Genomic DNA, 23,742 nt, shown 5'->3' with positions numbered 1-23,742 from the left:
GAAAAACGGCGGAGGGGCACTCCTCCGCCGTTTTGCATTCAATACCAGATTTTCAATGTCAGCCGACGATCCACATGGCCGAGCCCACCATCGACGCGACGATGAGGCCATAGACGATCACGACCGATTGCCAGGTTGCGCTGTGCATGCGCAGTTCGCGGTTCAGTTCGTCACGTGTCATTCTCAGCTTCCTTCCCGGAACGGGGGACAGCACGATGCCGTCCGGGGTGTCAAACTACAAACGCCGCGCGGTAGATACCGCCCGGCGCATTTTCGGTTGTGAAGAGCGTGGTGCCGGGCGCGTGGAAAGCGCCCGTCCTGCCTTTTATGCGGTGATGGCCATGGCCGAGAGCACCAGCGTACCGACAAGCACACCATAGAGCAGCACAACCGACTGCCAGGTGGCACTATGCATACGCAGTTCGCGGTTCAGTTCGTCGCGGGTCATGATCGGCCTCCTGGGTCTCGTGTGTTGCGGTGTGAGTCGTGCTTTCGCTGCGCCTCATAGCCCGCATATAAGGAGGAGACTGCCGCGCGCAATAGAAATAAAGATCAAAATCTATGCAAATTGAGCATACCTGCACAGACCGGCAGACATGGCTGTGGATAACTAAAAAACGTCTAAATTTTTCATAGGTTTGCGGTCATACCGCAAACCCCTCAGGCGGCGGTTTGCCCCGGACCCTGTAGCGCCATGACCACAATGTCCCCCTCGTCGCGCGCTTTCATGGCCAATGCGGCGGCATGGGCGGCGGCTGCGGTCGTGTAATACGGGATCTTGTCGTAGAGCGCAACCGACCGGATCTCGCGGCTGTCCTCGACGGCCTGCGCGCCTTCGGTGGTGTTCATCACCAGCGCGATCTGCCCGTCCTTCAGCATGTCGACCACGTCGGGCCGCCCTTCATAGACCTTGTTGACCACCTCGCAGGCGATCTCGTGCCCTTCGAGGAAGGCCGCGGTGCCACGGGTGGCGACGATCTCGAAGCCCATGTCGACGAGCGTCTGCGCGGTCTCCACCAGCAGCGGCGTCTTGTCGGCATCCTTGATCGAGAAGAACACCTTGCCGCCCTCGGGCAGGGTGGTGCCGGCGCCCATCTGCGCCTTCAGGAAGGCGCGGGGGAAGGACACGTCCCAGCCCATCACCTCGCCGGTCGAGCGCATCTCGGGGCCCAGGATGGTGTCGACACCGGGGAACCGGGCAAAGGGCATCACCGCCTCCTTGACCGAGAACCACGGCATCGCCGGGTCGGCCAGCGTCATCTGGTCGGCCATCGGCAGGCTGCCGGGCTTGGTGTCGCGCGGGTAGGGGCCGCGGAACGGGAAGGCGTCGAGCGTCTCGCCCGCCATCAGCCGCGCGGCGATGGAGGCAATGGCGCTGTCGGTGGCCTTGGCGACGAACGGTACGGTGCGGCTGGCGCGGGGGTTCACCTCGATGAGGTAGATCTCGCCATCCTTGACCGCGAACTGCACGTTCATCAGCCCGCGCACGCCCAGCTCCAGCGCCAGCGCCTCGGTCTGGCGCTTGATCTCGTCGATGGTGTCCTGCGCCAGCGAATAGGGGGGCAGCGAGCAGGCACTGTCGCCCGAGTGCACGCCGGCCTCCTCGATATGCTGCATGATGCCGGCCACGTGCACACGCGTGCCGTCGCAGAGCGCGTCGACGTCGCATTCGATGGCGCCCGACAGGTAGCCATCGAGCAGCACCGGGCTCTTGCCCGACACCACGACCGCTTCCTTGATGTAGCGTTCGAGATGGGCCATGTCGCGGACGATCTCCATCGCCCGGCCGCCCAGCACGTAGGAGGGGCGGATCACCAGCGGGAAGCCGATGCTCTCGGCAATCTCCAGCGCCTGCGTGTCGCTCGAGGCAATGCCGTTCTTCGGCTGTTTCAGCCCCAGCTTGTTGACCAGCGCCTGGAACCGCTCGCGGTCTTCGGCAAGGTCGATGGCGTCGGGCGAGGTGCCGAGGATTGGAATGCCCTCGGCCTCGAGGTCATTGGCCAGCTTCAGCGGCGTCTGACCGCCGAACTGCACGATCACCCCGTGCAGCGTGCCGTTGTCCTGCTCGACCCGCAGGATCTCCATCACGTGCTCGAAGGTCAGCGGCTCGAAATACAGCCGGTCCGAGGTGTCGTAGTCGGTCGACACGGTCTCGGGGTTGCAGTTGATCATGATGGTTTCGTAGCCCGCGTCGGTCAGCGCGAAACAGGCGTGACAGCAGCAGTAATCGAACTCGATCCCTTGCCCGATCCGGTTCGGGCCGCCGCCGAGGATGACCACCTTCTTGCGGCCCGAGGGGCGCGCCTCGCATTCCACCTCGCCCATCATCGGGGCCTCGTAGGTGGAATACATGTAGGGCGTCTGCGCCTCGAACTCGGCGGCGCAGGTGTCGATCCGCTTGAAGACGGCGGTGACGTTCAGCTCGTGGCGGGCGCGGCGCACCTGGCCCTCGGTCCGGCCGGTCAGCGCGGCCAACCGCGCATCGGTGAAGCCCAGCATCTTGAGCGCGCGCAAGCCATCCTCGTCGACCGGCAGGCCCTCCTTGCGGACGCGCTCCTCGGCCTCGACGATCTCGCGGATGCGGGCCAGGAACCAGGGGTCGTACTTGGTCGCCTGGAAGATCGCGTCATCCGAGAGCCCGTGCCGCATCGCCTGGGCGATGGTGCGCAGCCGGTCCGGCGTCTGCAGGCTGAGCGCCTTGATCACGGCGGCCTCTTCCGGCGCGCCCTCGATCTCGACCTCGTCAAAGCCCGACAGGCCCGATTCCATCGAGGCCAGCGCCTTTTGCAGCGATTCGTGGATCGTCCGGCCAATCGCCATCGCCTCGCCCACCGATTTCATCGCGGTGGTCAGCAGCGGTTGCGAGCCGGGGAATTTCTCGAAGGCGAATTTCGGGATCTTGGTGACGACATAGTCGATGGTGGGCTCGAAGCTGGCGGGCGTGACCTTGGTGATGTCGTTGTCGAGCTCGTCCAGCGTGTAGCCCACGGCCAGCTTGGCGGCGATCTTGGCGATGGGGAAGCCGGTCGCCTTCGACGCCAGCGCCGAGGAGCGCGACACCCGCGGGTTCATCTCGATCACGACCATCCGGCCGTCATCGGGGTTGATCGCCCATTGCACGTTCGACCCGCCGGTCTCGACCCCGATCTCGCGCAGCACGGCAATACTGCCGTTGCGCATGATCTGGTATTCCTTGTCGGTCAGGGTCAGCGCCGGCGCCACGGTGATCGAATCGCCCGTGTGCACGCCCATCGGGTCGACGTTCTCGATCGAGCAGACGATGATCGCGTTGTCCGCCTTGTCGCGAACAACCTCCATCTCGTACTCCTTCCAGCCCAGAAGCGATTCGTCGATCAGGATCTGGCTGACGGGAGAGGCGTCGAGCCCCGACTTGCAGTAATACTCGTAGTCGTCGCGGTTATAGGCCACGCCCCCGCCGGTGCCGCCCAGCGTATAGGCGGGGCGGATGATCGCAGGCAGGCCCACCGTATCGAGCGCCGCCATCGCCTCGTCGAAATTGTTGGCAATCGTCGCGGCGGGGTTCTCGATACCGAGGCGATCCATCGCCTCGCGGAAGAGTTTCCTGTCCTCGGCCATCTCGATGGCCTCGCGGTTGGCGCCGATGAGTTCCACCCCGAACTTGTCCAGAACGCCCATATCGGCAACGGCCAGGGCCGTGTTCAGCCCGGTCTGCCCGCCCATCGTCGGCAACAGCGCGTCGGGGCGTTCCTTCTCGATGATGCGGGCCACCACCTCGGGCGTGATCGGTTCGATATAGGTGGCGTCGGCGAGGCCGGGGTCGGTCATGATCGTGGCGGGGTTCGAGTTGACCAGGATCACCCGGTAGCCTTCCTCGCGCAGGGCCTTGCAGGCCTGTGCGCCGGAATAGTCGAACTCGCAGGCCTGCCCGATGATGATGGGGCCGGCACCGATGATCATGATGGACGAGATATCGGTTCTCTTCGGCATGGTCGTTCCCCGGGTGAGCGCAAATTGTTGGCGGTTATATCCATCACGCGCCTCTGTGCAAGGGGGATCGCAAAGGCGTGTCCCAATGCCGTTTTTGGGGGTGTATGGCCCGGCCCGACGGCGTAGGAGGGCGAGGGGAGGCGAAAGAAGGATGCGGTGCGATGCAGATTCGCTTCGATCATGGCCCCGGCGGCGGGGCCGCTGTCTTCGGCGCTCCCCTCCGGCTGATCACGGCCGATGCGCCGGCGGAGGTGCCCGGCGCGCTTGCCGCGCTGGATGAGGCCCGCGCGGCCGGCGCGTGGCTCGCGGGGTTCGCCAGCTACGAGCTGGGTTATGCGCTGGAGCCGCGGCTTGCGCCTTTGATGCCCGAGACGCGCCGCCTGCCGCTCCTGTGCTTCGGCGTTTACGACACGCCCGGGGCGGCCCCGCCCCTGCGCCCCGGCCCGGCGTCGCTCGACGCCTTCCGCCCGGCGTGGTCCGAGGCGGCCTACAACGCCGCCTTCGACCGCGTACACGCCCTTATCGGCGCCGGTGACATCTACCAGGCCAACCTGACCTTCCCCGCCAACATGGCCGCCCACGGCACGCCAGGGGCGCTCTACGCCGCGCTCAGCGCCATCCAGCCCGTCTGCCACGGTGCACTCGTCACCGGCCATGACGGCCCCGACATCCTGTCGCGCTCGCCCGAGCTGTTCTTCCGCACCGATGCCGACGGCCGGATCGAGACCCGCCCCATGAAAGGCACCCAGCCGCGCAGCGATGATGCGGCCGAGGACGCACGCCGCCGCGATTTCCTCGCGACGGATGAAAAGAACCGCGCCGAGAACCTGATGATCGTCGACCTGCTGCGCAACGATATCTCCCGGGTCTGCACCCCGGGTTCCGTCCGCGTGCCCGAGCTTTTCGCCGTGGAAAGCTACGAGACGGTTCATCAGATGACCTCCCTCGTCACCGGCCAGATGCAAGGCGGCACGGGCCTTTCGGACATTTTCCACGCCCTCTTCCCCTGCGGCTCGATCACCGGGGCGCCGAAGCTGCGGGCGATGGAAATCCTCGCAGGGCTCGAACCGGCGGCGCGCGAGATCTATTGCGGCACGTTAGGCTGGGCCGCGCCCGACGGGCGGTCGGAATTCAACGTGGCCATCCGCACGCTGATGCTCGAAGGCCCGCGCGCCGTGCTCAACGTGGGCGGCGGCGTCGTCTACGACAGCACCGCCCCATCCGAATACGAGGAGGCGCTATGGAAAGCCCGCTTCGCCCGCCGGCTGACCCCGGCTTTCGCCTGATCGAAACCTGCCTCTGGACGCCGGAGGGCGGTATTCACCGACGCGCCCGTCACCTGGCTCGCCTGTACGCCACGGCGGATCGGCTCGGCATCGTACCGAGGGATGTCGAGGCGGCGCTCGACGCGGTGAACGGGCAGGGGCCCTTGCGGGTGCGGCTGACGGTGGATGTGGAGGGACAGGCGGAGGTCACGGCCCACGCCTTTACCCTGCTGCCAGAGGGCACGATTTGGCGTGTGGTCTTTGCCGAGGAGCGCGTGCCGGCCCAAGACCCGTGGCGACAGGTAAAGACCACAGAGCGCGGTCTCTACGACCGCGCCCGCGCCGCAATGCCGGACGGTATCGACGAGCTGCTTTTCCTCAACGACCGCGGCGAGCTTTGCGAAGGGACCATCACCAATATCTTCGTGGAATCCGAAGCCGGCCTGCTGACCCCGCCGCTGTCCTCCGGCTTGCTGCCCGGTATCCTGCGCGCCGAATTGCTGGAAGCGGGGCAAGCGCGCGAGGCCATCCTCACGCGTGCCGATCTGCAATCGGCCAAGCAAATCCACGTCGGCAACGCCCTGCGCGGCCTGATCCGGGCGGCTCTTCCGTCCTGACGGACGGCCTCGCGAGGCGCGCCTGCAAGGGCGCGACGAGCGGCGCTACTCCGCCGCGTGCCGGAGGCCGTCCTTGTCGTCCGGGCAATAGAGGTAATCCCGCGTCAGCGGCACCGCGTCCTGCTGCTTGGTCAACTGGAACTGGAACACCACCTGCTGATTGTGCCGGAACGTCATCTCGCAGGCGATCAGGTAATACCGCCACATCCGGCAGAACCGCTCGTCGTAAAGCGCGCGCGCCTTGTCGATATTGGCCATGAACCGGTCATGCCAATGGCGCAGCGTCATCGCGTAATGCAGGCGCCACACCTCGACATCGGTCGCGAACAGGTCCTGGTTCTCGATGGGCTTCATCGCTTCGGACAGCGCCGGGCAATAGCCGCCCGGGAAGATGTATTTCAGGATCCACGGGCTCGTCGTGCCCGGCGGGTCAGACCGGCCGATCGTGTGGATGAGCGCGACACCGTCATCCTTCAGCAGCTTCTTCACCGTGCGGAAATATTCCTCGTAATGCGGCACGCCCACATGCTCGAACATGCCGACCGAGACGATCCGGTCGAACTGCCCCTGCACGTTCCGGTAATCCATCAGCTCGAACTTGCAGCGGTCGGAAAGCCCCGCCTCCTCGGCGCGCCTGTTGGCCATGTTGTACTGCTCGGTCGAGAGCGTCACGCCCGTCACCTCGGCGCCAAAGTCGCGGGCCAGCGTCAGGCCCATGCCGCCCCAGCCACAGCCGATATCCAGCACCTTCATCCCCGGCTCGATCAGCAGCTTGCCAGCGATATGCTGTTTCTTCGCCTCCTGTGCCTCCTCCAGCGTCATGTCGGGCCGGCGGAAATAGGCGCAGGAGTATTGCCGGTCTTCGTCGAGGAAGAGATCGTAGAGCTCGCCCGAGAGGTCATAGTGATGCGCGACGTTGGCGCGAGACCGCCCAACGGGGTTGAACTGTTGCAGATACCGCATCATATGCCGCCCCAGCGCCAGCGGCTTGCGGAACCACGGGTCGCCCTGAAGGGCGACATTGCGGATCGCCAGTTCGAGAAAGCCCGAAAGGTCGTCATTCTCGATGGTCAGCCGCTCGTCCATATAGGCCTCGCCCACGGCCATGTCGGGGGACATGATGATCTTGCGGGGCAGGGTCGGGTCGTGCAGCGTGACCCCGATCGGGTCGCCTGAGCCGTCACCGTAGCGCCGCGTTGTTCCGTCCGGAAAAGTAAGTCGGAAATCGCCGACATGCATGAGATGGGTCAAAAACCCATCGAAAATCTTGTCCCACATGTTTCACCCCATCGTTACGCTCTGCGCCCACCCACGGCGCCCTTAAAGTGATGTAGCAAAACCCGCCAAATTATATCCGGTTCCCCCGGCTTTCTGCTCGCTAGCCGGTATTTTTGCCGAAAATCATGCACCTGTAAACGATTTTGCAACCTTTCCGTGGCGGCTGGCAAGGCGCCGCCCCTTGACTTTGCCGTCCCGGCCATGTGTATCGGCGCGGACCGAGAGAGGGGCCGCCCGGGCCCGGTGAGAGGGTATCATGCACGCATATCGCAGCCACACCTGCGCAGAACTGACCAAGTCGAACGTGGGCGAGACCGTCCGCCTGTCGGGCTGGGTGAACCGCATCCGCGACCATGGCGGCGTTCTGTTCATCGACCTGCGCGACCATTACGGCATGACGCAGGTGCTGTGCGACCCCGACAGCGCGGTGTTCTCGCAGGTCGAGAAGGTCCGCTCGGAATGGTGCATCCGCATCGACGGCGAGGTGAAGGCGCGCGACGAGAGCCTGATCAACCCCCGCATCACCACCGGCGAGATCGAGGTCTACATCCGCGATATCGAGGTGCTGGGCGCCTCGGCCGAACTGCCGCTCATCGTCTTCGGCGACCAGGAATACCCCGAGGAAACCCGCCTGCGCTATCGCTACCTCGACCTGCGCCGCGAGGCGATGCAGCGCAACATGACGCTCCGCTCCGACGTGGTGGCCTCCTTCCGCCGCCGCATGTGGGATAAGAATTTCCGCGAGTTCCAGACGCCGATCATCACCGCGTCCTCGCCCGAGGGCGCGCGCGACTTCCTGGTGCCCTCGCGCCTGCACCCGGGGAAATTCTACGCCCTGCCGCAGGCCCCGCAGCAATTCAAGCAGCTGATCATGATGTCGGGCTTCGACAAGTACTTCCAGATCGCCCCCTGCTTCCGCGACGAAGACCCGCGCGCCGACCGCTCGCCGACCGACTTCTACCAGCTCGACATGGAAATGAGCTTCGTCACCCAGCAGGACATTTTCGACACCATCTCGCCCGTCATCGCGGGCGTATTCGAGGAACATGGGCAAGGCGCCAAGGTCGACGACCCGGCAAGCTGGCCGCAGATCCCCTACAAGGAAGCGGCGCTCAAATACGGCACCGACAAACCCGACCTGCGCAACCCGATCGAGATGCAGGACGTCTCCGAACATTTCCGCGGCTCGGGCTTCGCGATCTTCGCCAAGCTCTTGGAACAGGACGGCACCGAGATCCGCGCCATCCCGGCGCCCACGGGCGGCAGCCGCAAGTTCTGCGACCGGATGAACAGCTTCGCCCAGAAAGAGGGCCTGCCGGGGATGGGCTATATCTTCTGGCGCGACCAGGGCGAGGGGATGGAAGCGGCCGGCCCGCTGGCCAAGAATATCGGGCCCGAGCGCACCGAGGCGATCCGCGAACAGCTAGGCCTCGGCGTGGGCGACGCGGCCTTCTTCCTCGGCGGCAAGCCTTCCGCCTTCGAACGCGTGGCAGGCAAGGCCCGTGACGTCATCGGCGAGGAACTGAACCTCACCGAACAGAACCGCTTCGCCTTTGCCTGGATCGTCGACTTCCCGATCTACGAGAAGGACGAGGAGAACGGCGCCATCGACTTCGAGCACAACCCCTTTTCGATGCCGCAGGGCGGGATGGAGGCGCTCGAGGGCGACCCGCTCGCCGTCAAGGGCTACCAGTACGACCTCGCCTGCAACGGCTACGAGATCGTCTCGGGCGCCATCCGGAACCACAAGCCGGAAATCATGTTCAAGGCCTTCGAACTGGCCGGCTATGACGAGGCCGAGGTGCGCAAACGCTTCGGCGCCCTCGTCAACGCCTTCCAGTACGGCGCACCCCCGCACGGCGGCTGCGCGGCGGGCATCGACCGCATCGTCATGCTGCTGGCCGGCACCTCGAACATCCGCGAGGTCATCATGTTCCCGATGAACCAGCGCGCCGAGGACCTGATGATGAACGCACCGTCAGAGCCGACCAGCGATCAGCTGATGGAGCTGGGCCTGCGGGTGATCCCGCAGGAATAGATCGCGACCGCGGGGTCAGTCTTCCAGGCTGTCCTCGCGCTTCTCCTCGATCAGCCCGCGCTCCTCTTTCTTGCGCTTGAGGAAGCGGTCGCCGAACGCCTCGTTCTCGCCCTCTTCGAACACCTCCTTGGCGCGGGAAAAGACGTCTTCCTCTTCCTCGTCCATGTGATGCTCGTAATCGTGCTTCAGCGTCTCGAACCGCTGCAGCCACCCGGGCGAGGACATGTCCATCTCGTTCAGCTCTTCCATGATGTCGTCCATCTGCTGATGCTCATGCACCGAATGGCGGGCCGCGTCCTGCCCCCACGTCTTGTTCATCAGCTTGGAATAGAACGTTTCTTCCTCGGCGGCGGCGTGCGATTTCACGTCCTCGTAAAACGCCTTCCACGCCTTGCGCCGCTCCTCGCTGTCGCCCGACGTTTCGGCGATCTGGTTCAGCAAGGTGCGATGGGTCTGGTGGTCTTCCTGGATAGCATCGTAGATCGACGTCATGTCTCGGGTTCCTTGGTTGACGGCAAAACGTCATAACGCAGGAAGCCTTGGCGGAGTTCCGCGCGCGCCCGGCGCGGGCGTCACATTGCCGCGACGGAAGGTGAAATCCGCCCCGTTCGATGCTATGTTCAACGGAAAGATGCGCCCCCTGTGAGACCGGCCCATGAGCTTTGATCCCGAACGCGCAGCCATCCGGTTCGGATGTGGTCTGTCGCCCCGCATTGCGCCCCCGACCTCGGTCGAGGACATGCTTTCGCGACTGTCCGGCCCTGACCATGCGGCCAAGGCGTTTCCCGTACCGGATTACCAGACCTCGGTCGCGCATCATTTCGACCTGCGCGATGCCCGCAAGGCCAAGCGCAGGGCCAAGACCGACGCAGAGAGGAACAAGGCCAACAAGGCCATCCGGCAGGTGCGCCAGGGGTTCCATCGCGAAGCCGGTCATTGGTTTGCCAATGTCATGCTGCGCCGTGCCCTGAGCGAGGACGCGTTTCGAGAGCGGCTGACCGCCTTCTGGGCCGATCACTTCACCGCGCTTCACCGGGGCGGGCCGATGCGCTACGGGCACGTGCTCTATGCCGACGAGGCGATCCGGCCGCACGTGGCGGGGCGCTTTTCGGACATGCTGCGCGCGGCGGCCACCCATCCGCTGATGCTGAATTTCCTCGACCAGGGCGAATCCTCGGGGCCCAACAGCGCGGCGGCGGCGAAGAAGGAAAGATTTGGCGGCCTGAACGAGAACCTCGCCCGCGAAATGCTCGAGCTGCACACGCTGGGCGTCAACGGGCCCTACACGCAGGCGGATGTGCGGCAGCTGGCCGAATTGCTGACCGGCCTCAGCTACGGCATGCGCAAGGGCTTCATCTTCCGGCCCGACCTGGCCGAACCGGGGCCGGAATCGGTGCTGTCGGTGGAATATGGCGGCACCGGGCAGGCCCGTCTCGAGGACATCTACGCCGCGCTCGACGATCTCGCCCGCCACCCGGCGACGGCCCGGCACATCGCCCGCAAGCTGGCGGTGCATTTCGTGTCCGACACGCCCGACGAGGGGCTCGTCGAGGCCATGACCGCGCGCTACACCGCCACCGACGGCCAACTGCCCGAGGTCTATGCCGAGATGCTCTCGCACCCTGCCGCGTGGGCCGACGCCCCGGGCAACGTCAAGCAGCCGATGGATTTCATCGGCTCCAGCCTGCGCGCGCTCGATATCGTGCCCCGGCACATGCCCGCCGACAAGAACGGTCAGATGCGCCGGATGTTCTACATACCGCTCGAGCTGATGGGCCAGGCCTGGGGGCAACCCCTCGGCCCCGACGGCTGGGAGGAGGCAGACGACGCATGGATCACGCCCCAGCGCCTGGCCGCGCGGCTGATCTGGGGCATGACCGTGCCGTTCCAGCTGCGCCGCGTGCTGCCCGACCCGCGCGACTTCGTCGAAACCGCCCTTGGCGCCCGCGCGCCCGAAGAGGTGCGCTTTGCCGCCCGCGCCGCCGAAACCCGGGCAGAAGGCATCGGCATCGTGCTGGCCTCTCCCGCCTTCCAGCGCATGTAGCGAGGACCAAGCATGACCCGCCCGAACCTGTCCCGCCGCCTTTTCCTGACCCGGTCGATGGCCCTTGGCTGTTCGCTGGCGGCAAGCCCGCTGGTGACGCCGGTCACCATGGCCAGCGCGCCGGGCGAGAACCGGCTCGTCGTCATCATCCTGCGCGGCGGGCTCGACGGGCTCGACGCGGTGCGGCCCTATGGCGCCCCCGAATTCGACAGCTACCGCGGGGCGCTGCTCGACGGGGCCGTGCCGGGCGAGCATGACCTCGACGGCTTCTTCGCCCTGAACCCGGCGCTCGGGCCGCTGATGCCGCTCTGGCGGCTGGGCGAGCTGGGCTTTGCCCATGCCGTCTCGACACCCTATCGCGACAAGCGCAGCCACTTCGACGGGCAGGACATCCTCGAAGCCGGCACCGGGGCAACCGACCGGGCCGAGGGGCGCGACGGCTGGCTCAACCGTCTGCTGCAGGGCCTGCCGGGTGCCGAGGCCGAGACCGCCTATGCCATCGGCCGGGCTGACATGCTGCTGGCGCGGGGCGCGGCCGACGTGGCCAACTGGTCGCCCGACGCCGCCCTGCCGCTCAGCCCGCAGGCGGAAAAGCTGCTCGACATGGTGATGCATGACGACCCGCTCTTCCGCGAGGCCACCACCGAGGCCATCGGCCTGTCACAGATCGGCCTGGCCGCGCGCGGGGCACAGACCGGCGACACTGTTCTCGACACCGGCGGCATGATGGACGCCATGCAGGACAGCATGGCCGAGGCCCCCGGCAAGGGCGGCCTGACCGAGATTGCCCGCTTCGCCGCCGACCGGCTGCGCGCCGATACCCGGATCGCGGCGTGGTCGATCAACGGCTTCGACACCCATTCCAACCAGGCCCGGCAACTGCCCCGCACGCTGGCGGACCTCTCCGACAACATACTCGCCCTGCGCGAGGCGCTGGGCCCGGTCTGGGGCAAGACCGCCGTGGTCGCCATGACCGAGTTCGGCCGCACCGCCCGCGCCAACGGCACGAAGGGCACCGATCACGGCACCGGCGGTGCGATGCTCTTCGCCGGCGGCGCGCTGCGCGGTGGGCAGGTGGTGCGCGACTGGCCGGGGCTGGCCGAGGCCGACCTTTACGACAGGCGCGACCTCATGCCCACGCGCGACGTGCGCGCCCACGCCGGCTGGATGATGCGCCAGCTCTTCGGACTCGAGGCGGGGCTGATCGAACGGACGGTTTTCCCGGGCGTCGAGCTCGGCCCCGACCCGAAGCTGATCCTGTAGCGTTTTCCTTTCCAATTTCCGCGTGGCGGGCATATCCTGCGCCGAAATGCAGGCAAGAAGGGGGTAAAACCCATGAAAGATGCGCGGCCACTGGGCCCGGTCGTTCCGAACTGGACGCCGCCGCCCCTGCCGGCGGGCGAGCCCATGGCGGGGCGCTATGCCGAGCTTGAAAAGCTCGACGCAGACCGTCACGCGGCGCTTCTCTACAAGGCGTTCGACGGGCACGACGAGGTCTGGGATTACATGCCCGACGGCCCCTTCGCCTCGGCTGCGCAGTTCCATCGCTGGATGCGCGGCGCCACCCAGCGCGACGACATCCTGTTCCTCGCCATCCGCGACAGGGTGACCGGCACCTATGGCGGCTTCGCCTCCTACCTGCGGATGCAGCCCGCCGCGGGCTCGATCGAGGTAGGCTTCATCGCCATGGCCCCCCAGCTTCAGCGCACCCGCGCCGCGACCGACGCGATGTACCTGATGATGAAATGGGCCTTCGAGGCGGGCTATCGCCGCTACGAATGGAAATGCGACGCCCTGAACCGCCCCTCGCGCCGGGCCGCCCAGCGGCTGGGCTTCACCTACGAGGGCGTCTTCCGCCAGGCCACGGTGGTCAAGGGCCGCAACCGCGACACCGCGTGGTTCGCCGTCATCGACAGCGAGTGGCCCGCACTTGAAGAGGCCTTCCGCGCCTGGCTGTCGCCTTCGAATTTCGATGCCGAGGGCCGGCAGCAGGAACGGTTGAGCGACCTGACCCGCCTTGTTCGCAGCGGCTCCGATCCGTCGCTGAAATAGCCCGGCCGCCCGAAGGTCACCGGGCCGCGCCGTGCCGCCCGTTCGGGCTCAGATCGCCGCCCGGCTTTCGATCCGCGCATGTACCATCTGCATCAGCCGTGCCACCTTCTCGTGCCGGGTTTTGCCCTGGCACCGGCTGCGGGCGAGGTCGCTCGCGGCCCGTTCCAGCGTGTAATCCCGCGCCGAGCGGGCCACGCCGCCAAGAAACTGCACCACGTAATCGATCGTCGCGCCGTCCTGCCGCTGCTCCAGCAGGGCCGCCACGTGGGACATGTCATCGCGGAACGCCACGCGGTCGGGGCTCACCGCCTCTTCCGTCAGCGACCGTGGCCCGGCGGGCACCGCCGCAGGGGGCAGGGCCGACAGGACCGTTTCCTGGAACTGCGCAAGGCTGTCGAGCGGTTTTCCCAGGAACCCGTCCGCCCCCGCTGCCAGCGCCTCGGTCTCGGCCCGGTCGTCGCCGCTCAGCCCGATGATGACACCCACCCGGGGCGTCGCGCGGGACAGCTCGGCGATCAGGTCGAGCCCCGAGCCATCAGGCAGCCCCATGTCGATCACCGCCGCCGAGGGCCGGTACACCTGCAGGTGCCGCCGGGCCGAGGCCAGGCAGTCGGCCCGCCTGATGCGCGCCCCGCTCCTCAGGCACATCAGGCGGAGCGTTTCGCAGGTAAAGCGGCTATCCTCGACCACCAGGATGGTCATGCCCAGAAGCGGGCGGCTGGCGGTGGGCCGCACCTGCGGCTGAAGCGTGTCTTGGGTGTCCATCGGAAGGCTCCCTTGCCGGTTGATTGCCCGACTCACGCTACGCGGGCACGCCTAATGAACCGTTAAGCCCGGTGGCGCCGCCCCGGCGGGGGTGCGCGCTCCTGCCGCTTGCACGCGGGCCGGCACCCCGGCATAACGGGCCCAGCCAACTGACCGAAGGATGCCCCCATGATCGGACGCCTGAACCATGTCGCCATCGCCGTGCCCGACCTCGAGGCCGCGGCGGATCAGTACCGCACCGCGCTCGGCGCCAATGTGGGCGAGCCGCAGGACGAGCCCGACCACGGCGTCACCGTCATCTTCATCGAGCTGCCCAACACCAAGATCGAGCTGCTCTACCCGCTGGGCGAGGACAGCCCGATCAACGGCTTTCTCGAAAAGAACCCCTCGGGGGGCATCCACCATGTCTGCTACGAGGTCGACGACATCCTCGCCGCCCGCGATCACCTGAAGGAATCCGGCGCCCGCGTTCTTGGCTCGGGCGAGCCCAAGATCGGCGCCCATGGCAAGCCGGTGCTGTTCCTGCACCCGAAAGACTTCAACGGCTGCCTCGTGGAGCTGGAGCAGGTCTGATGGGCATCGCCTCGGGCATCGTTCTCTTCATGGTGATCTGGTTCATGACCTTCCTGGTCGTGCTGCCGATCCGCATCCAGACACAGGGCGAGGCGGGCGAGGTCGTGCCCGGCACCCATGCCGGCTCGCCCGAAAAGCATCATCTGAAGAAGAAAGCCTGGATCGTCACGGGCATCTCGGCGGTGATCTGGGCGATCATCGCCACGATCATCCTCACTGGCACGATCACGGTTCGGGATATCGACATGTTCGACCGGATGGGGCCCTCGTCGGAAGAGGCGTCCTGACAGGCCCCGGCGCAACGCCCGGCCCGTTAACCACGGGGCGGGCCGCCAGGCGTCGGCAAAAAATACCGACGTAATACCGACGTTATACCGACGCGATACCGAAACCCGCTTTTCCCGCCATTTCAGGGCGTTAACCCCGATTCGCCCCGGTTTCGGCGCTCACAGCGGCAATGCAGTCGTTTCCTTGATCTCCTCCATCACGAACGACGCCGACACATCCCCCATCGGCACCTTCGCCACCAGCCGTTGATATAGCCGGTCATAGCCCTTCATATCCGCCACTCTGGCCCGGATCAGGTAGTCGAGCTCGCCGGTCATCCGGTAAACCCCCTGCACCTCCGGCATCGTCCTCGTGGCCCGGGCAAAGCGCTCCAGCCACTCGGCATCGTGCCGGGCCGCCTTGATCTGCATGAAGACCGTCAGGCCCAGCCCCAGCTTTTCCGCATCCAGCAACGCCACCCGCTGCCGGATCACGCCCGACGCCTCCATCGACTTCACCCGCCGCCAGCAGGCATTGCGCGACAGGCCCACCCGCTCGCCCAGCTGGTCGAGCGGCAGGTCGGCGGCGCGTTGCAGTTCGGTCAGGATCCGGCGGTCGATATCGTCAATTTCGCTCATGGTTTTCAGGATAGTTGGGATATTCTCCCGAAATCAATCGGAACCTTCGCGCATTTGGGAAATGCGCCACGGCGCGCCGCGTTAAATATATCGAAAGGAAACACGTGCAGACAGGAGCCCGCGATGATCACCAAGGCCTTTCTCGACCATCCCCGCAGTGTGGATGAAACCTACCTCGAACACGCCCGGTTCGCCGGAACGTTCGGCGTCAAACTTTTCGCGGCCGGGCTCTGCGCGTTTGTGCACGCGCTCATTCCCTGCCTGTTCGAGAAAACCGCCAGCCGGATGATCGCCGAGATGTATGCGAAAACCCATAACCGCGGGGGCTGACCGCCTCAGTGGGTGGCGGTCTTGGAGAAGATGTTGATGATCACGATCCCCACGATGATGAGCGTCATGCCGATCAGCGCGGCCAGGTCGACCCCCTGTTTGAAGATCAGCCAGCCGAGGAAGGCGGTCAGGCAGATTCCCAGACCCGACCAGATCGCGTAGGTGATGCCCAGCGGCATGTATTTCAGCACGATCATCATCAGGTAGAAGGCCGAGCCGAAGCCGGCCACCACGCCGACCGACGGCCAGAACCGCGTGAACTGTTGCGACGCCTGAAGACAGGTCGAGCCCACGCCCTCGCAAAGAACGGCCAGAAGCAGGATGAGGTAGATCTTCAGCATGGGACATGCACCTTGTATCGGAAGCGATGGAAACCGCGCCCATATCGCAGCGGTTCCGCGGCAGGGTCAAGCGACCCCGCGCATGGTGACACGCGGCCTGAGGACTTCCTGCCACCGCCGCTGCCAGGTGCCCAGACGACCGGCGGTTTGGTCAGGTTTTGATCGGTTTTTCCTCGCAATCTCATTGCGGTAAGCGATATCCGATAAGGCCCGGCCAGTGGCATCGGGCCCGGCAGAAACGAAAATGGGCCGCCCCGGGAATACCCGGGACGGCCCGCCATGAATTGAAATGGGTGTGGTTAGCCCATGATCCCGTTCAGCGTCGCGCTCGGCCGCATGACCGAGGCGAGCTTGTCGTCATCGGGGTGGTAGTAGCCACCGATATCGGCCGGCTTGCCCTGAACCGCGGCCAGTTCGCCGGTGATCTTTTCCTCGTTTTCCGCCAATGCCTTGGCAATCGGCCCGAACTCCTCGGCCAGCGCGGCATCGTCCGACTGCGCAGCCAGCGCCTCGGCCCAGTAGCGGGCGAACCAGTAATGGCTGTCGCGGTTGTCGGGCTCGCCCACCTTGCGGCTGGGCGACCGGCCGTGATCGAGAATGCCCTGTGTGGCCGTCTCGACGGTTTCACCCAGCACCCGGGCGCGGGCGTTGTTCTTGGAATCGCCCAGGAATTTGAAGCTTTCTCCCAGCGCACAGAACTCGCCTAGGCTGTCCCAGCGCAGGTGGTTTTCCGACTGCAGCTGCTGCACGTGCTTCGGCGCCGAGCCACCGGCGCCGGTTTCGAACAACCCGCCGCCATTCATCAGCTTGACGATCGACAGCATCTTGGCCGAGGTCGCCAGCTCGAGGATCGGGAACAGGTCGGTCAGGTAGTCGCGCAGCACGTTGCCGGTGATGGCGATGGTGTTCTCGCCCTTGGTGATGGTCTCGAGGCTGGCGCGGGTCGCTTCGCGCGGGGCCATGATCTCGAACTTGTCGGCCACGCCTTTCGCCTCGAGGATCGGCTTCACGAAGCTGATCAGCTCGGCATCATGGGCGCGCTTTTCATCCAGCCAGAAGATCGCGCGATAACCGGTGGCCTTCTGCCGTTCGATGGCCAGGTTCACCCAGTCCTCGATCGGCGCCTTGCGGGCCGAGGCCGAGCGCCAGATATCGCCCTTCTCGACCTTGTGCTCGTGCAGCACGGTACCGTCGTCCAGCACCATCTTCACGGTGCCGTCTTCCGGGATCTCGAAGGTGGTCGGGTGCGAGCCGTACTCCTCGGCCTTCTGGGCCATCAGGCCAAGGTTCTGCACCGTGCCGGCGGTCGCCGGATCCAGTTTTCCGTTGGCTTTGAAGAACTTGATCGTCTCGTCATAGACCGGCGCGTAGGAGTTGTCGGGGATCACGCAGACCGCGTCATGCTCCTTGTTGTCCGGGCCCCAACCCTTGCCGCCCGAGCGGATGAGGGCCGGCATCGAGGCGTCGATGATCACGTCGGAGGGGACGTGAAGGTTGGTGATGCCACGGTCGCTGTCGACCATGTACATGGGCGGGCGGGTGTCGCGGACGTCTTCGATGGCCTTGAGGATCTCGGGCTTGTCCTTGACGCGCTCCAGCAGGTCGCCGAGGCCGGAGGCCGGGTCGACGCCGGCGGCTTTCATTTCGTCGCCGTATTTCTCGAAGACCGGCTTCAGCCATTCCTTGACCGCGTGGCCGAAGATGATCGGGTCGGAGACCTTCATCATCGTGGCTTTCATGTGGATCGAGAACAGCACGCCCTCTTCCTTGGTCTTCTCGATTTCCTCGGCGAGGAAGGCGTCGAGGGCCTTGGCGCTCATGTAGGTGGCATCGACGACGGTGCCTTCGGGGTAGCTGACGCTGTCTTTCAGGACGGTCTCGCCTCCCGCGGTTTCCAGCACGATCTTCGCCGTCGCGGCCTTGTCGAGCGTTGTGGATTTCTCGTTGGAAAAGAAGTCGTTGCCCGACATGGCGGCGACGCGGGTCTTGCTGTCGGAAGACCAGTCACCCATCCGGTGGGGGTTGTTCTGGGCGAATTTCTTGACCGGGGCCGCGGCGCGGCGGTCGGAGTTGCCTTCGCGCAGGACCGGGTTCACCGCCGAGCCCTTGATCGAATCGTAGCGGGCGCGAACCTCTTTTTCCTCGTCGGTCTGGGGGTCGTCGGGGTAGTCGGGAATGTCGAACCCCTGGCCTTGAAGCTCGCGCACGGCGGCGACGAGCTGGGGCACCGAGGCCGAGATGTTGGGCAGCTTGATCACGTTGGCGTCGGGCGTCTTGACCAGCTGTCCCAGCTCGGCGAGGTCGTCGGTGACGCGCTGGTCGTCTTTCAGCTTGTCGGGGAAGGTGGCGAGGATGCGGCCCGCCAGCGAGATGTCCTTGGTGCCCACCGACACGCCCGCGGCGGCGGCGAAGCGCTGGATGATCGGCAGAAGCGAGGCGCTGGCAAGTTCGGGTGCCTCGTCGACCTTGGTGTAGACAATATCGGGATTGGAGTTGTCGGCCATCGGTGATCCCTCTCGATCGCTGTGTGAAGAGTTCGGCGCCGCGCATGGGCGGGCGCAGGCAGGCGGTTGGCCGCGTCATAGCGTAAAGCGGGCCGTCTGGAAAGACGGTATGCGACAGTATACTGAAAAAATTGTCGCAGGGCGGCGGCTGGCCGCGCACCGAAGCGGGGCGAGGGGTCAGCTGTCGTAATGCTCGATCTTCTGAAGCCGCCGCATCAGCAGGGTCCCGGCCACCACGCAGACGAGAACGCCCGTGAAAAGCGGGATCGGCGTGCCGCCGAAGGACAGGCCCACCGGCACGGTCAGGATGACCGAGCCAACGGTGCCGATGCTGGCGACGACGCTGGCCGCCATGCCGGCGACGTGGCCCAGCGGCTCCATCGCCAGCGCGTTGAGATTGCCGAGCGTCAGCGCCGCCTGGAAGAAGACGGTGGTCTGCCACGCGACGTAGACCGCGAAGTCGATGCCCGGCGGCAGGCCGATCAGGAAGAGCGCCAGCACCACCGCTGTCAGGCCGATCTGCACCACGAGCGCGAAGCTGATCAGGCGGCGCATGCCCAGACGCATGACGAGGGCCGCGTTGACGAAGCTGCCGGTGCCGGCCATCAGGGCGATGACGAAGAACCAGTAGGGGAAGCTTTCGGCCCGGTCGAAGGTGACGCCGAAGATCTGCTGGATCGAGCTGATCGACGAGAAAAGCGTGGTGAAGCAGAGGATCTGCACCGCGATCGACAGGCGCACGGTGCGGAAGGAGAGCACCTCTTTCACCGCGCCCCAGAGCGCGCCGGGCCGGAAGGGGCGGCGGCGCTGCACGGGTAGGGGCTCTTTCAGGCGCAGGAACATCCAGAGCGTCGTGCAGATGGTGAAGAGGATGAAGATGCCGAAGATGCCGCGCCAGCCGGTCAGCGCGATGACGCCGCTGCCGGCGAGGGGCGCGACGGCCGGGACGAGGGTGAAGACCATCATCACGAAGGAGATCAGCCGGGCCATTTCGCGGCCGGAATAGAGGTCACGGATGATGGCGAGCGCCACGATCCGGGCGGCGGCGGCGCCGACGCCCTGAAGGATTCGAGCCGCGACCATCAGTTCGAGCGACGGTGCGATCATGGCCGTGAGCGCGCCGAGGATGTAGATGGCCGCCCCCACGAGGATGACCGGCTTGCGCCCGTAGCTGTCGGAGAGCGGGCCGGTGAAGAATGTTCCGGCGCCCATCCCCAGGAGGAAGGAGGCCACCACGAGCTGGGCCCGGTTGACCGCGTCGGGCGTGAGTTCGGCGCCGATGCGGGGCAGGGCGGGCAGCATCGCGTCGATGGAAAACGCGACGGTGGCCACGAGCATCGCCATCAGGGCGACGAATTCGAAGCGCCCGATCGGGGCGTCTTCGGGCTGGGGATGTTCGGATACGCTCATCCTTGGGCGCTATCATGCTGTGCGGATATGCGCCATAGAAAGCCTGCGCACATTCCTGAGGCCGTTCATGCACATATGCAGGCGGGAACCTTTCGCGCCGGTTAATCCGCCGGACGCAGGCGGCGCGCGCGCCCCGCAACAGCGGCGGGGCGCGACGGGGGGCGGGGTCAGTGGGCGGTCATCTCGGTGACGATCTGGTCGACGGTGAGGGAGGCCGGGTAGTAGGTGGGCCAGTTGGTCACTTCGTCGAGCAGGGCGGCGCGGTCGTCGCCCCAGTAGAGGTGGTAATGGTCGGCCTTGGCCGGCGCGATGCGGTGATCGCTGAACTGGATGTAGTCGGGCGCCGCCTCGTCGCCTTCGGTCTTGCGGAAGATGAAGCGGACGCCGCGGTTGCCCTTCTTGTAGGTCAGGACCTCGTAGCCGTCATCGGCATAGGTGCCTTGAACAGAGGTGTCGCCTTCGTGGAAGGTGACCTGGTCGCCCGAGATCTCGATGCGGTCCACGTCGGTTTCATAGCCGATCTCGTAATAGGCGCGGTATTCGGCGGCGGTCTTGTCGCCATGCTCGGCCTTGTGCTCCATCACCGGGGCAAGGCTGCCGTCCATCAGGTAGGGGTAGACGGACTGCCAGTCGCCTTCCCAGTCGGAGAGGGGGCGGGGGGCGATCTGGCTGTCTTCGAAATAGCCTTTGTAGATCTGCTTTTGCTGCTCGTCCTGTTGCGCGTGGTCATGCGCATGGCTGTGGTCGTGGTCTTCGGAGCCGGCGGCGAAAGCGGGGGCGGCGAGCGCCAGAAGCGCGGCGGTGGCGAGGGCGGTGGCGTGTTTGGGGGTGACCGAGTGCATGTTCTGTTTTCCCTTTCGGGTTCGTGTTGTCGTGACCGGGCGGGCGCCGGGTTGGGATCGCGGCGCGCGGCCCGGAGTGATTCGTTACGTTATATCGTAACGTGTCGGTCGTATTCGAAACCGACAGGGCTGGCAACGGCCGGTTTGGGCGGGGAGTGGAGGGAGAAGGGTTAACGCTTTGTAAACGCCGGAGTTATTTCGTGTGATCCGGCTGCGTGTCGATATTGGCGGCGTGATCCTGGTTGTCCTCGTGGACATGCGGTGCGTGGCGGACCTTGCCGATGAGCCACTCGGTATGCTCTTCGCGTTTCCGCATTGCGAAGGCACCGAACTGTTGGATGGCAACGGCGAAAATGCCGAGGCCCACGAAGATGAAGACGGTGGTGCCGATCTTGCCGACCACCGTGGCGGGCACAAGCTCGCCATAGCCCACGGTCGAGAGGGTGACGACGGTGAAGAAGTAGCTGTCGATCCACGACCAGCCTTCGATGTGGTGGAAGAAGACCGTACCCCCGATGATGATGGCCGGCAGGGTGGAAAAGAAGGCGATGACCCGGCGGATGTTCATCTTCGGTCTCCGTTCCCAGCCCTTTTCTTCAGCCCTCGCCGGCCTGTTCGACCTGGCCGTTGATCTCGTCGATCACCTTGATCCAGAGATCGGGCGGCTGGGCGCCGGGTACGGCATGCTTGCCGGCGACGATGAAGGTCGGCACGCCGGTGATCCCCATTTCACGAAATCCGGCGTCTTTCTTGTGGATACCTTCGATGTCGGCATCGGATTTGAGCAATTTCTGCACGACGGCGGCATCCATTTCGACCCCGTCGGCGATGTCGCCCAGCGTGTCGTGATCGGCGATATCGCGGCCCTCGTGGAAATAGGCGCGGAAGAGGGCCATGGCGACGGCCATCTGCTTGCCCTCGATGCCGGCCCAGTGGATCAGGCGATGGGCGTCGATGGTGTTGGGTGTGCGCTGGATGCCCGCGAGGTTCAGGTCGAGCCCCACGGCCTCGGCCGCCTCGACGATGGGGGCATAGGCGCGCGCCGCGCCTTCCTGTCCGCCGAATTTCCTTTCGAGGTAAGTGTGGCGGTCCATGCCCTCGGGCGGCATGTCGGGGTTGAGCTGGAACGGGTGCCATTCGATCTCGAACGGGTGGTCGGGACGTTCGGCCAGCGCCATGTCGAGCTGGGTCTTGCCGATATAGCACCAGGGGCAGATCGGGTCGGAGATGATGTCAAGCTTGACCATGACGTGCCTTGTAGATCGGCCGCAATTCGCGGCGCAGGATTTTGCCGTTCGCCCCGGTGGGCAGGGCGTCGAGGTGGAAGAAACCGCGGGGACATTTGTAGCCTGCCAGCCGCTCCTTCGCAAATGCGTGCAGATCTTCGTCGGGCAGGGCCTCGGGACCGGTGTAGAAGGCCATGATCAGACGGGCGTCGGCCTTGACCTCGATATCGGTGACGGCGGCCTGCAGGATGCCGGGGTGCTGGTTGAGCACGGCCTCGACCTCCATCGGCGAGACGCGGAAGCCGCCGGCGTTCATCATGTCGTCGGCGCGGCCGAGATAGGCAATGGCGCCGGTGTCGTCCATCGCGCCCTGGTCGCCGGTGAGGTACCAGTCGCCCTGGAACTTGGCCGCCGTGGCCTCGGGGGCGCCGAGATAGCCGAGCATCAGGCCGGGGTCGGAGCGGTGGATGGCGATGGTGCCCTCCTCGCCCAGCGGGACGGGGCCATCGGTGCCGATGATGGCGACGCGGCGGCCGGGCTGGGGGTAGCCCAGCGTGCCCCGGGGCGCCTGGTGGCCGGGGGCGGCGGAGATGAAGGTGGAACATTCCGACATGCCGTAGGCCTCGAGGATCTCGGTGCCGGTGGCGGTGGCCCAGGCGTCGCGGATGGTGTCGGCCAGCTTTTCGCCGGCGGAGAGGCCGTGGCGGAGTTTCGGCAGGTCGAGCGGGGTGCCGTCCTTGAGGAACTTGCGGTAAACGCCCGGGGCGGCGGCGAACATCGTCGCGTCGTGGCGTTTCAGGAGAAGTGGCAGGCGCGAGGCGTCGGTGCCGGGTTCGGGGATCAGGGCGGTGGCGCCGGCGGCCCACGGGTCCATCAGCCCGGTGCCGAGCGTGTAGGTCCAGTTGAAGGCGCCGGCGTGGCAGACGCGGTCGGAGGCGCGCAGGCCGTACCAGCCGTCGACCATCATCTGCCGGGCCCAGATGGCGCGGTGGGCGTGCATCACCGCGCGGGGCGTGCCGGAGGTGCCGGAGGTGTAGATGATGTAGGCCATGCGCTCGGGGTCGCCCATGTCAAAATCGGCGGGCGGCAGGCTGCGCATGGCGTCGAGCGCGTCGGGGCCGATGACGGGGATCTCGGTCGCGGGGCAGGCGATGGCGGGGTCGCGCAGGATGACGCCGGGGCTGACGGTGTCGATGATGCCCGCGACCTCGCGCTCGGTGAGCTGCGAGGAGGTTGGCACGGGGACGAGGCCGACGGCGATGGCGCCGAGATAGGCGATGGGGAATTCGACCGTGTTGCCGAGGCGCATGAGCACGCGGTCGCCGGGGGTGAGGCCTGCCTGCAGGAGGCCCGCACCGGTGCCGAGCACGGCCGCTTTCAGCCTGGCGTAGCTCCAGCGTTCGGCGCCGGAGAGGCCCAGCACGGCGAGCGCCACCTTGTCGGGTGTTTCGTCTGCGTGGCGCAGCACGTGCGCCGCGAGGTTGAAGGGCGCGGGGCAGGGCGCGAAGGCCGGTGAATTGGTCTCTGACAACATGGCATTGCTCTAGGCATAGGCGGGCTCAGTTGCAAGTCGTTCAGGCCGG

The 23,742-nt window shown here is 66.0% G+C and carries 23 protein-coding genes; 9 read left to right on the top strand and 14 right to left on the bottom strand.

Annotation, left to right across the window (positions count from 1 at the left end; translation table 11 throughout):
* Positions 1-58: 58 nt before the first annotated feature.
* The 3 genes from RIdsm_RS30780 to carB form a co-directional block, all read right to left on the bottom strand.
* Complete coding sequence (locus RIdsm_RS30780) at positions 59-181, bottom strand: hypothetical protein (RefSeq protein WP_268793843.1); 123 nt, start codon at positions 179-181, stop codon at positions 59-61.
* Between the two features lie 144 nt (positions 182-325).
* Positions 326-448 (bottom strand): hypothetical protein, encoded by a 123-nt coding sequence (locus tag RIdsm_RS30775; RefSeq protein WP_268793844.1) that lies wholly within the window; start codon positions 446-448, stop codon positions 326-328.
* Between the two features lie 212 nt (positions 449-660).
* Complete coding sequence (gene carB, locus RIdsm_RS19085; protein WP_057819196.1) at positions 661-3,969, bottom strand: carbamoyl-phosphate synthase large subunit; 3,309 nt, start codon at positions 3,967-3,969, stop codon at positions 661-663.
* Positions 3,970-4,130: 161 nt separating this feature from the next.
* Between carB and RIdsm_RS19080 the strand changes: the two genes are divergently transcribed.
* Together RIdsm_RS19080 and RIdsm_RS19075 are read left to right on the top strand one after the other, a co-directional pair.
* Complete coding sequence (locus RIdsm_RS19080; protein ID WP_057819194.1) at positions 4,131-5,255, top strand: aminodeoxychorismate synthase component I; 1,125 nt, start codon at positions 4,131-4,133, stop codon at positions 5,253-5,255.
* Entirely contained in the window at positions 5,210-5,851 is a 642-nt protein-coding gene (locus tag RIdsm_RS19075) for an aminotransferase class IV family protein (RefSeq protein WP_057819192.1), read from the top strand. Before RIdsm_RS19080 ends, RIdsm_RS19075 begins: the two co-directional genes overlap by 46 nt.
* A gap of 45 nt (positions 5,852-5,896) precedes the next feature.
* Here the strand turns inward: RIdsm_RS19075 and RIdsm_RS19070 are convergent, their stop codons facing one another.
* A complete protein-coding gene (locus RIdsm_RS19070) occupies positions 5,897-7,129 on the bottom strand; it encodes an SAM-dependent methyltransferase (RefSeq protein ID WP_057819191.1) in 1,233 nt (410 codons plus the stop codon).
* A 256-nt stretch (positions 7,130-7,385) separates the two neighbouring features.
* Between RIdsm_RS19070 and aspS the strand changes: the two genes are divergently transcribed.
* Positions 7,386-9,167 carry an aspartate--tRNA ligase gene (gene aspS / locus RIdsm_RS19065; RefSeq protein WP_057819189.1) on the top strand — a complete coding sequence of 594 codons (1,782 nt, stop codon included), beginning with the start codon at positions 7,386-7,388 and terminating at the stop codon, positions 9,165-9,167.
* A 15-nt stretch (positions 9,168-9,182) separates the two neighbouring features.
* Here the strand turns inward: aspS and RIdsm_RS19060 are convergent, their stop codons facing one another.
* Positions 9,183-9,659 carry a hemerythrin domain-containing protein gene (locus RIdsm_RS19060; protein ID WP_057819187.1) on the bottom strand — a complete coding sequence of 159 codons (477 nt, stop codon included), beginning with the start codon at positions 9,657-9,659 and terminating at the stop codon, positions 9,183-9,185.
* Between the two features lie 163 nt (positions 9,660-9,822).
* Between RIdsm_RS19060 and RIdsm_RS19055 the strand changes: the two genes are divergently transcribed.
* From RIdsm_RS19055 to RIdsm_RS19045, 3 genes are all read left to right on the top strand, one after another.
* Complete coding sequence (locus RIdsm_RS19055; RefSeq protein ID WP_057819185.1) at positions 9,823-11,211, top strand: DUF1800 domain-containing protein; 1,389 nt, start codon at positions 9,823-9,825, stop codon at positions 11,209-11,211.
* Positions 11,212-11,223: 12 nt separating this feature from the next.
* Positions 11,224-12,474 (top strand): DUF1501 domain-containing protein, encoded by a 1,251-nt coding sequence (locus RIdsm_RS19050; RefSeq protein ID WP_057819183.1) that lies wholly within the window; start codon positions 11,224-11,226, stop codon positions 12,472-12,474.
* Between the two features lie 72 nt (positions 12,475-12,546).
* Entirely contained in the window at positions 12,547-13,263 is a 717-nt protein-coding gene (locus RIdsm_RS19045; RefSeq protein WP_057819181.1) for a GNAT family N-acetyltransferase, read from the top strand.
* A 48-nt stretch (positions 13,264-13,311) separates the two neighbouring features.
* Here RIdsm_RS19045 and RIdsm_RS19040 read toward each other — a convergent pair whose 3' ends face one another.
* On the bottom strand, positions 13,312-14,028 hold the full coding sequence (locus tag RIdsm_RS19040; RefSeq protein WP_057819179.1) for a response regulator: 717 nt from the start codon (positions 14,026-14,028) through the stop codon (positions 13,312-13,314).
* 168 nt (positions 14,029-14,196) lie between these two features.
* Here RIdsm_RS19040 and mce point away from each other — a divergent pair, with 168 nt between their 5' ends.
* Both mce and RIdsm_RS19030 read left to right on the top strand, forming a co-directional pair.
* Positions 14,197-14,601 (top strand): methylmalonyl-CoA epimerase, encoded by a 405-nt coding sequence (gene mce, locus RIdsm_RS19035; protein WP_057819177.1) that lies wholly within the window; start codon positions 14,197-14,199, stop codon positions 14,599-14,601.
* Positions 14,601-14,888 (top strand): DUF1467 family protein, encoded by a 288-nt coding sequence (locus RIdsm_RS19030; RefSeq protein ID WP_057819175.1) that lies wholly within the window; start codon positions 14,601-14,603, stop codon positions 14,886-14,888. Before mce ends, RIdsm_RS19030 begins: the two co-directional genes overlap by 1 nt.
* Before the next feature lie 159 nt (positions 14,889-15,047).
* Here the strand turns inward: RIdsm_RS19030 and RIdsm_RS19025 are convergent, their stop codons facing one another.
* A complete protein-coding gene (locus tag RIdsm_RS19025; protein WP_057819173.1) occupies positions 15,048-15,506 on the bottom strand; it encodes an Lrp/AsnC family transcriptional regulator in 459 nt (152 codons plus the stop codon).
* Between the two features lie 123 nt (positions 15,507-15,629).
* Between RIdsm_RS19025 and RIdsm_RS19020 the strand changes: the two genes are divergently transcribed.
* Complete coding sequence (locus RIdsm_RS19020; protein WP_057819171.1) at positions 15,630-15,836, top strand: DUF6356 family protein; 207 nt, start codon at positions 15,630-15,632, stop codon at positions 15,834-15,836.
* 5 nt (positions 15,837-15,841) lie between these two features.
* Here RIdsm_RS19020 and RIdsm_RS19015 read toward each other — a convergent pair whose 3' ends face one another.
* The 7 genes from RIdsm_RS19015 to RIdsm_RS18985 all read right to left on the bottom strand — a co-directional run bounded on the left by RIdsm_RS19015 (position 15,842) and on the right by RIdsm_RS18985 (position 23,693).
* Complete coding sequence (locus RIdsm_RS19015) at positions 15,842-16,177, bottom strand: DMT family transporter (RefSeq protein ID WP_057819169.1); 336 nt, start codon at positions 16,175-16,177, stop codon at positions 15,842-15,844.
* A gap of 299 nt (positions 16,178-16,476) precedes the next feature.
* Positions 16,477-18,681, bottom strand: a complete 2,205-nt coding sequence (locus RIdsm_RS19010; protein ID WP_057819167.1) for an NADP-dependent isocitrate dehydrogenase — start codon at positions 18,679-18,681, stop codon at positions 16,477-16,479.
* A 177-nt stretch (positions 18,682-18,858) separates the two neighbouring features.
* Entirely contained in the window at positions 18,859-20,091 is a 1,233-nt protein-coding gene (locus RIdsm_RS19005) for a multidrug effflux MFS transporter (protein ID WP_057819165.1), read from the bottom strand.
* 167 nt (positions 20,092-20,258) lie between these two features.
* Positions 20,259-20,933: a ZinT family metal-binding protein gene (locus tag RIdsm_RS19000; RefSeq protein ID WP_057819163.1), complete on the bottom strand. Its 675-nt coding sequence runs from the start codon at positions 20,931-20,933 to the stop codon at positions 20,259-20,261.
* A 193-nt stretch (positions 20,934-21,126) separates the two neighbouring features.
* Positions 21,127-21,501 carry a potassium channel family protein gene (locus RIdsm_RS18995; RefSeq protein ID WP_057819161.1) on the bottom strand — a complete coding sequence of 125 codons (375 nt, stop codon included), beginning with the start codon at positions 21,499-21,501 and terminating at the stop codon, positions 21,127-21,129.
* A gap of 28 nt (positions 21,502-21,529) precedes the next feature.
* Positions 21,530-22,180 (bottom strand): DsbA family oxidoreductase, encoded by a 651-nt coding sequence (locus RIdsm_RS18990; RefSeq protein ID WP_057819160.1) that lies wholly within the window; start codon positions 22,178-22,180, stop codon positions 21,530-21,532.
* Entirely contained in the window at positions 22,167-23,693 is a 1,527-nt protein-coding gene (locus RIdsm_RS18985; RefSeq protein WP_057819158.1) for a class I adenylate-forming enzyme family protein, read from the bottom strand. The genes RIdsm_RS18990 and RIdsm_RS18985 overlap by 14 nt, the downstream gene beginning before the upstream one ends.
* Positions 23,694-23,742: the final 49 nt, after the last annotated feature.

The sequence above is a fragment of the Roseovarius indicus genome (assembly GCF_008728195.1).
Classification (GTDB): Bacteria; Pseudomonadota; Alphaproteobacteria; order Rhodobacterales; family Rhodobacteraceae; genus Roseovarius; species Roseovarius indicus.
Note: the sequence above shows the minus strand (reverse complement) of the source record. Positions and strands in the feature narration are given on the sequence as shown.

What these genes read in the sequence shown, in the direction of transcription:
- RIdsm_RS30780 (WP_268793843.1), bottom strand. Translation starts at nt 181, where the DNA reads ATGACACGTGACGAACTGAACCGCGAACTGCGCATGCACAGCGCAACC.
- RIdsm_RS30775 (WP_268793844.1), bottom strand. Translation starts at nt 448, where the DNA reads ATGACCCGCGACGAACTGAACCGCGAACTGCGTATGCATAGTGCCACC.
- carB (WP_057819196.1), bottom strand. Translation starts at nt 3,969, where the DNA reads ATGCCGAAGAGAACCGATATCTCGTCCATCATGATCATCGGTGCCGGC.
- RIdsm_RS19080 (WP_057819194.1), top strand. Translation starts at nt 4,131, where the DNA reads ATGCAGATTCGCTTCGATCATGGCCCCGGCGGCGGGGCCGCTGTCTTC.
- RIdsm_RS19075 (WP_057819192.1), top strand. Translation starts at nt 5,210, where the DNA reads ATGGAAAGCCCGCTTCGCCCGCCGGCTGACCCCGGCTTTCGCCTGATC.
- RIdsm_RS19070 (WP_057819191.1), bottom strand. Translation starts at nt 7,129, where the DNA reads ATGTGGGACAAGATTTTCGATGGGTTTTTGACCCATCTCATGCATGTC.
- aspS (WP_057819189.1), top strand. Translation starts at nt 7,386, where the DNA reads ATGCACGCATATCGCAGCCACACCTGCGCAGAACTGACCAAGTCGAAC.
- RIdsm_RS19060 (WP_057819187.1), bottom strand. Translation starts at nt 9,659, where the DNA reads ATGACGTCGATCTACGATGCTATCCAGGAAGACCACCAGACCCATCGC.
- RIdsm_RS19055 (WP_057819185.1), top strand. Translation starts at nt 9,823, where the DNA reads ATGAGCTTTGATCCCGAACGCGCAGCCATCCGGTTCGGATGTGGTCTG.
- RIdsm_RS19050 (WP_057819183.1), top strand. Translation starts at nt 11,224, where the DNA reads ATGACCCGCCCGAACCTGTCCCGCCGCCTTTTCCTGACCCGGTCGATG.
- RIdsm_RS19045 (WP_057819181.1), top strand. Translation starts at nt 12,547, where the DNA reads ATGAAAGATGCGCGGCCACTGGGCCCGGTCGTTCCGAACTGGACGCCG.
- RIdsm_RS19040 (WP_057819179.1), bottom strand. Translation starts at nt 14,028, where the DNA reads ATGGACACCCAAGACACGCTTCAGCCGCAGGTGCGGCCCACCGCCAGC.
- mce (WP_057819177.1), top strand. Translation starts at nt 14,197, where the DNA reads ATGATCGGACGCCTGAACCATGTCGCCATCGCCGTGCCCGACCTCGAG.
- RIdsm_RS19030 (WP_057819175.1), top strand. Translation starts at nt 14,601, where the DNA reads ATGGGCATCGCCTCGGGCATCGTTCTCTTCATGGTGATCTGGTTCATG.
- RIdsm_RS19025 (WP_057819173.1), bottom strand. Translation starts at nt 15,506, where the DNA reads ATGAGCGAAATTGACGATATCGACCGCCGGATCCTGACCGAACTGCAA.
- RIdsm_RS19020 (WP_057819171.1), top strand. Translation starts at nt 15,630, where the DNA reads ATGATCACCAAGGCCTTTCTCGACCATCCCCGCAGTGTGGATGAAACC.
- RIdsm_RS19015 (WP_057819169.1), bottom strand. Translation starts at nt 16,177, where the DNA reads ATGCTGAAGATCTACCTCATCCTGCTTCTGGCCGTTCTTTGCGAGGGC.
- RIdsm_RS19010 (WP_057819167.1), bottom strand. Translation starts at nt 18,681, where the DNA reads ATGGCCGACAACTCCAATCCCGATATTGTCTACACCAAGGTCGACGAG.
- RIdsm_RS19005 (WP_057819165.1), bottom strand. Translation starts at nt 20,091, where the DNA reads ATGAGCGTATCCGAACATCCCCAGCCCGAAGACGCCCCGATCGGGCGC.
- RIdsm_RS19000 (WP_057819163.1), bottom strand. Translation starts at nt 20,933, where the DNA reads ATGCACTCGGTCACCCCCAAACACGCCACCGCCCTCGCCACCGCCGCG.
- RIdsm_RS18995 (WP_057819161.1), bottom strand. Translation starts at nt 21,501, where the DNA reads ATGAACATCCGCCGGGTCATCGCCTTCTTTTCCACCCTGCCGGCCATC.
- RIdsm_RS18990 (WP_057819160.1), bottom strand. Translation starts at nt 22,180, where the DNA reads ATGGTCAAGCTTGACATCATCTCCGACCCGATCTGCCCCTGGTGCTAT.
- RIdsm_RS18985 (WP_057819158.1), bottom strand. Translation starts at nt 23,693, where the DNA reads ATGTTGTCAGAGACCAATTCACCGGCCTTCGCGCCCTGCCCCGCGCCC.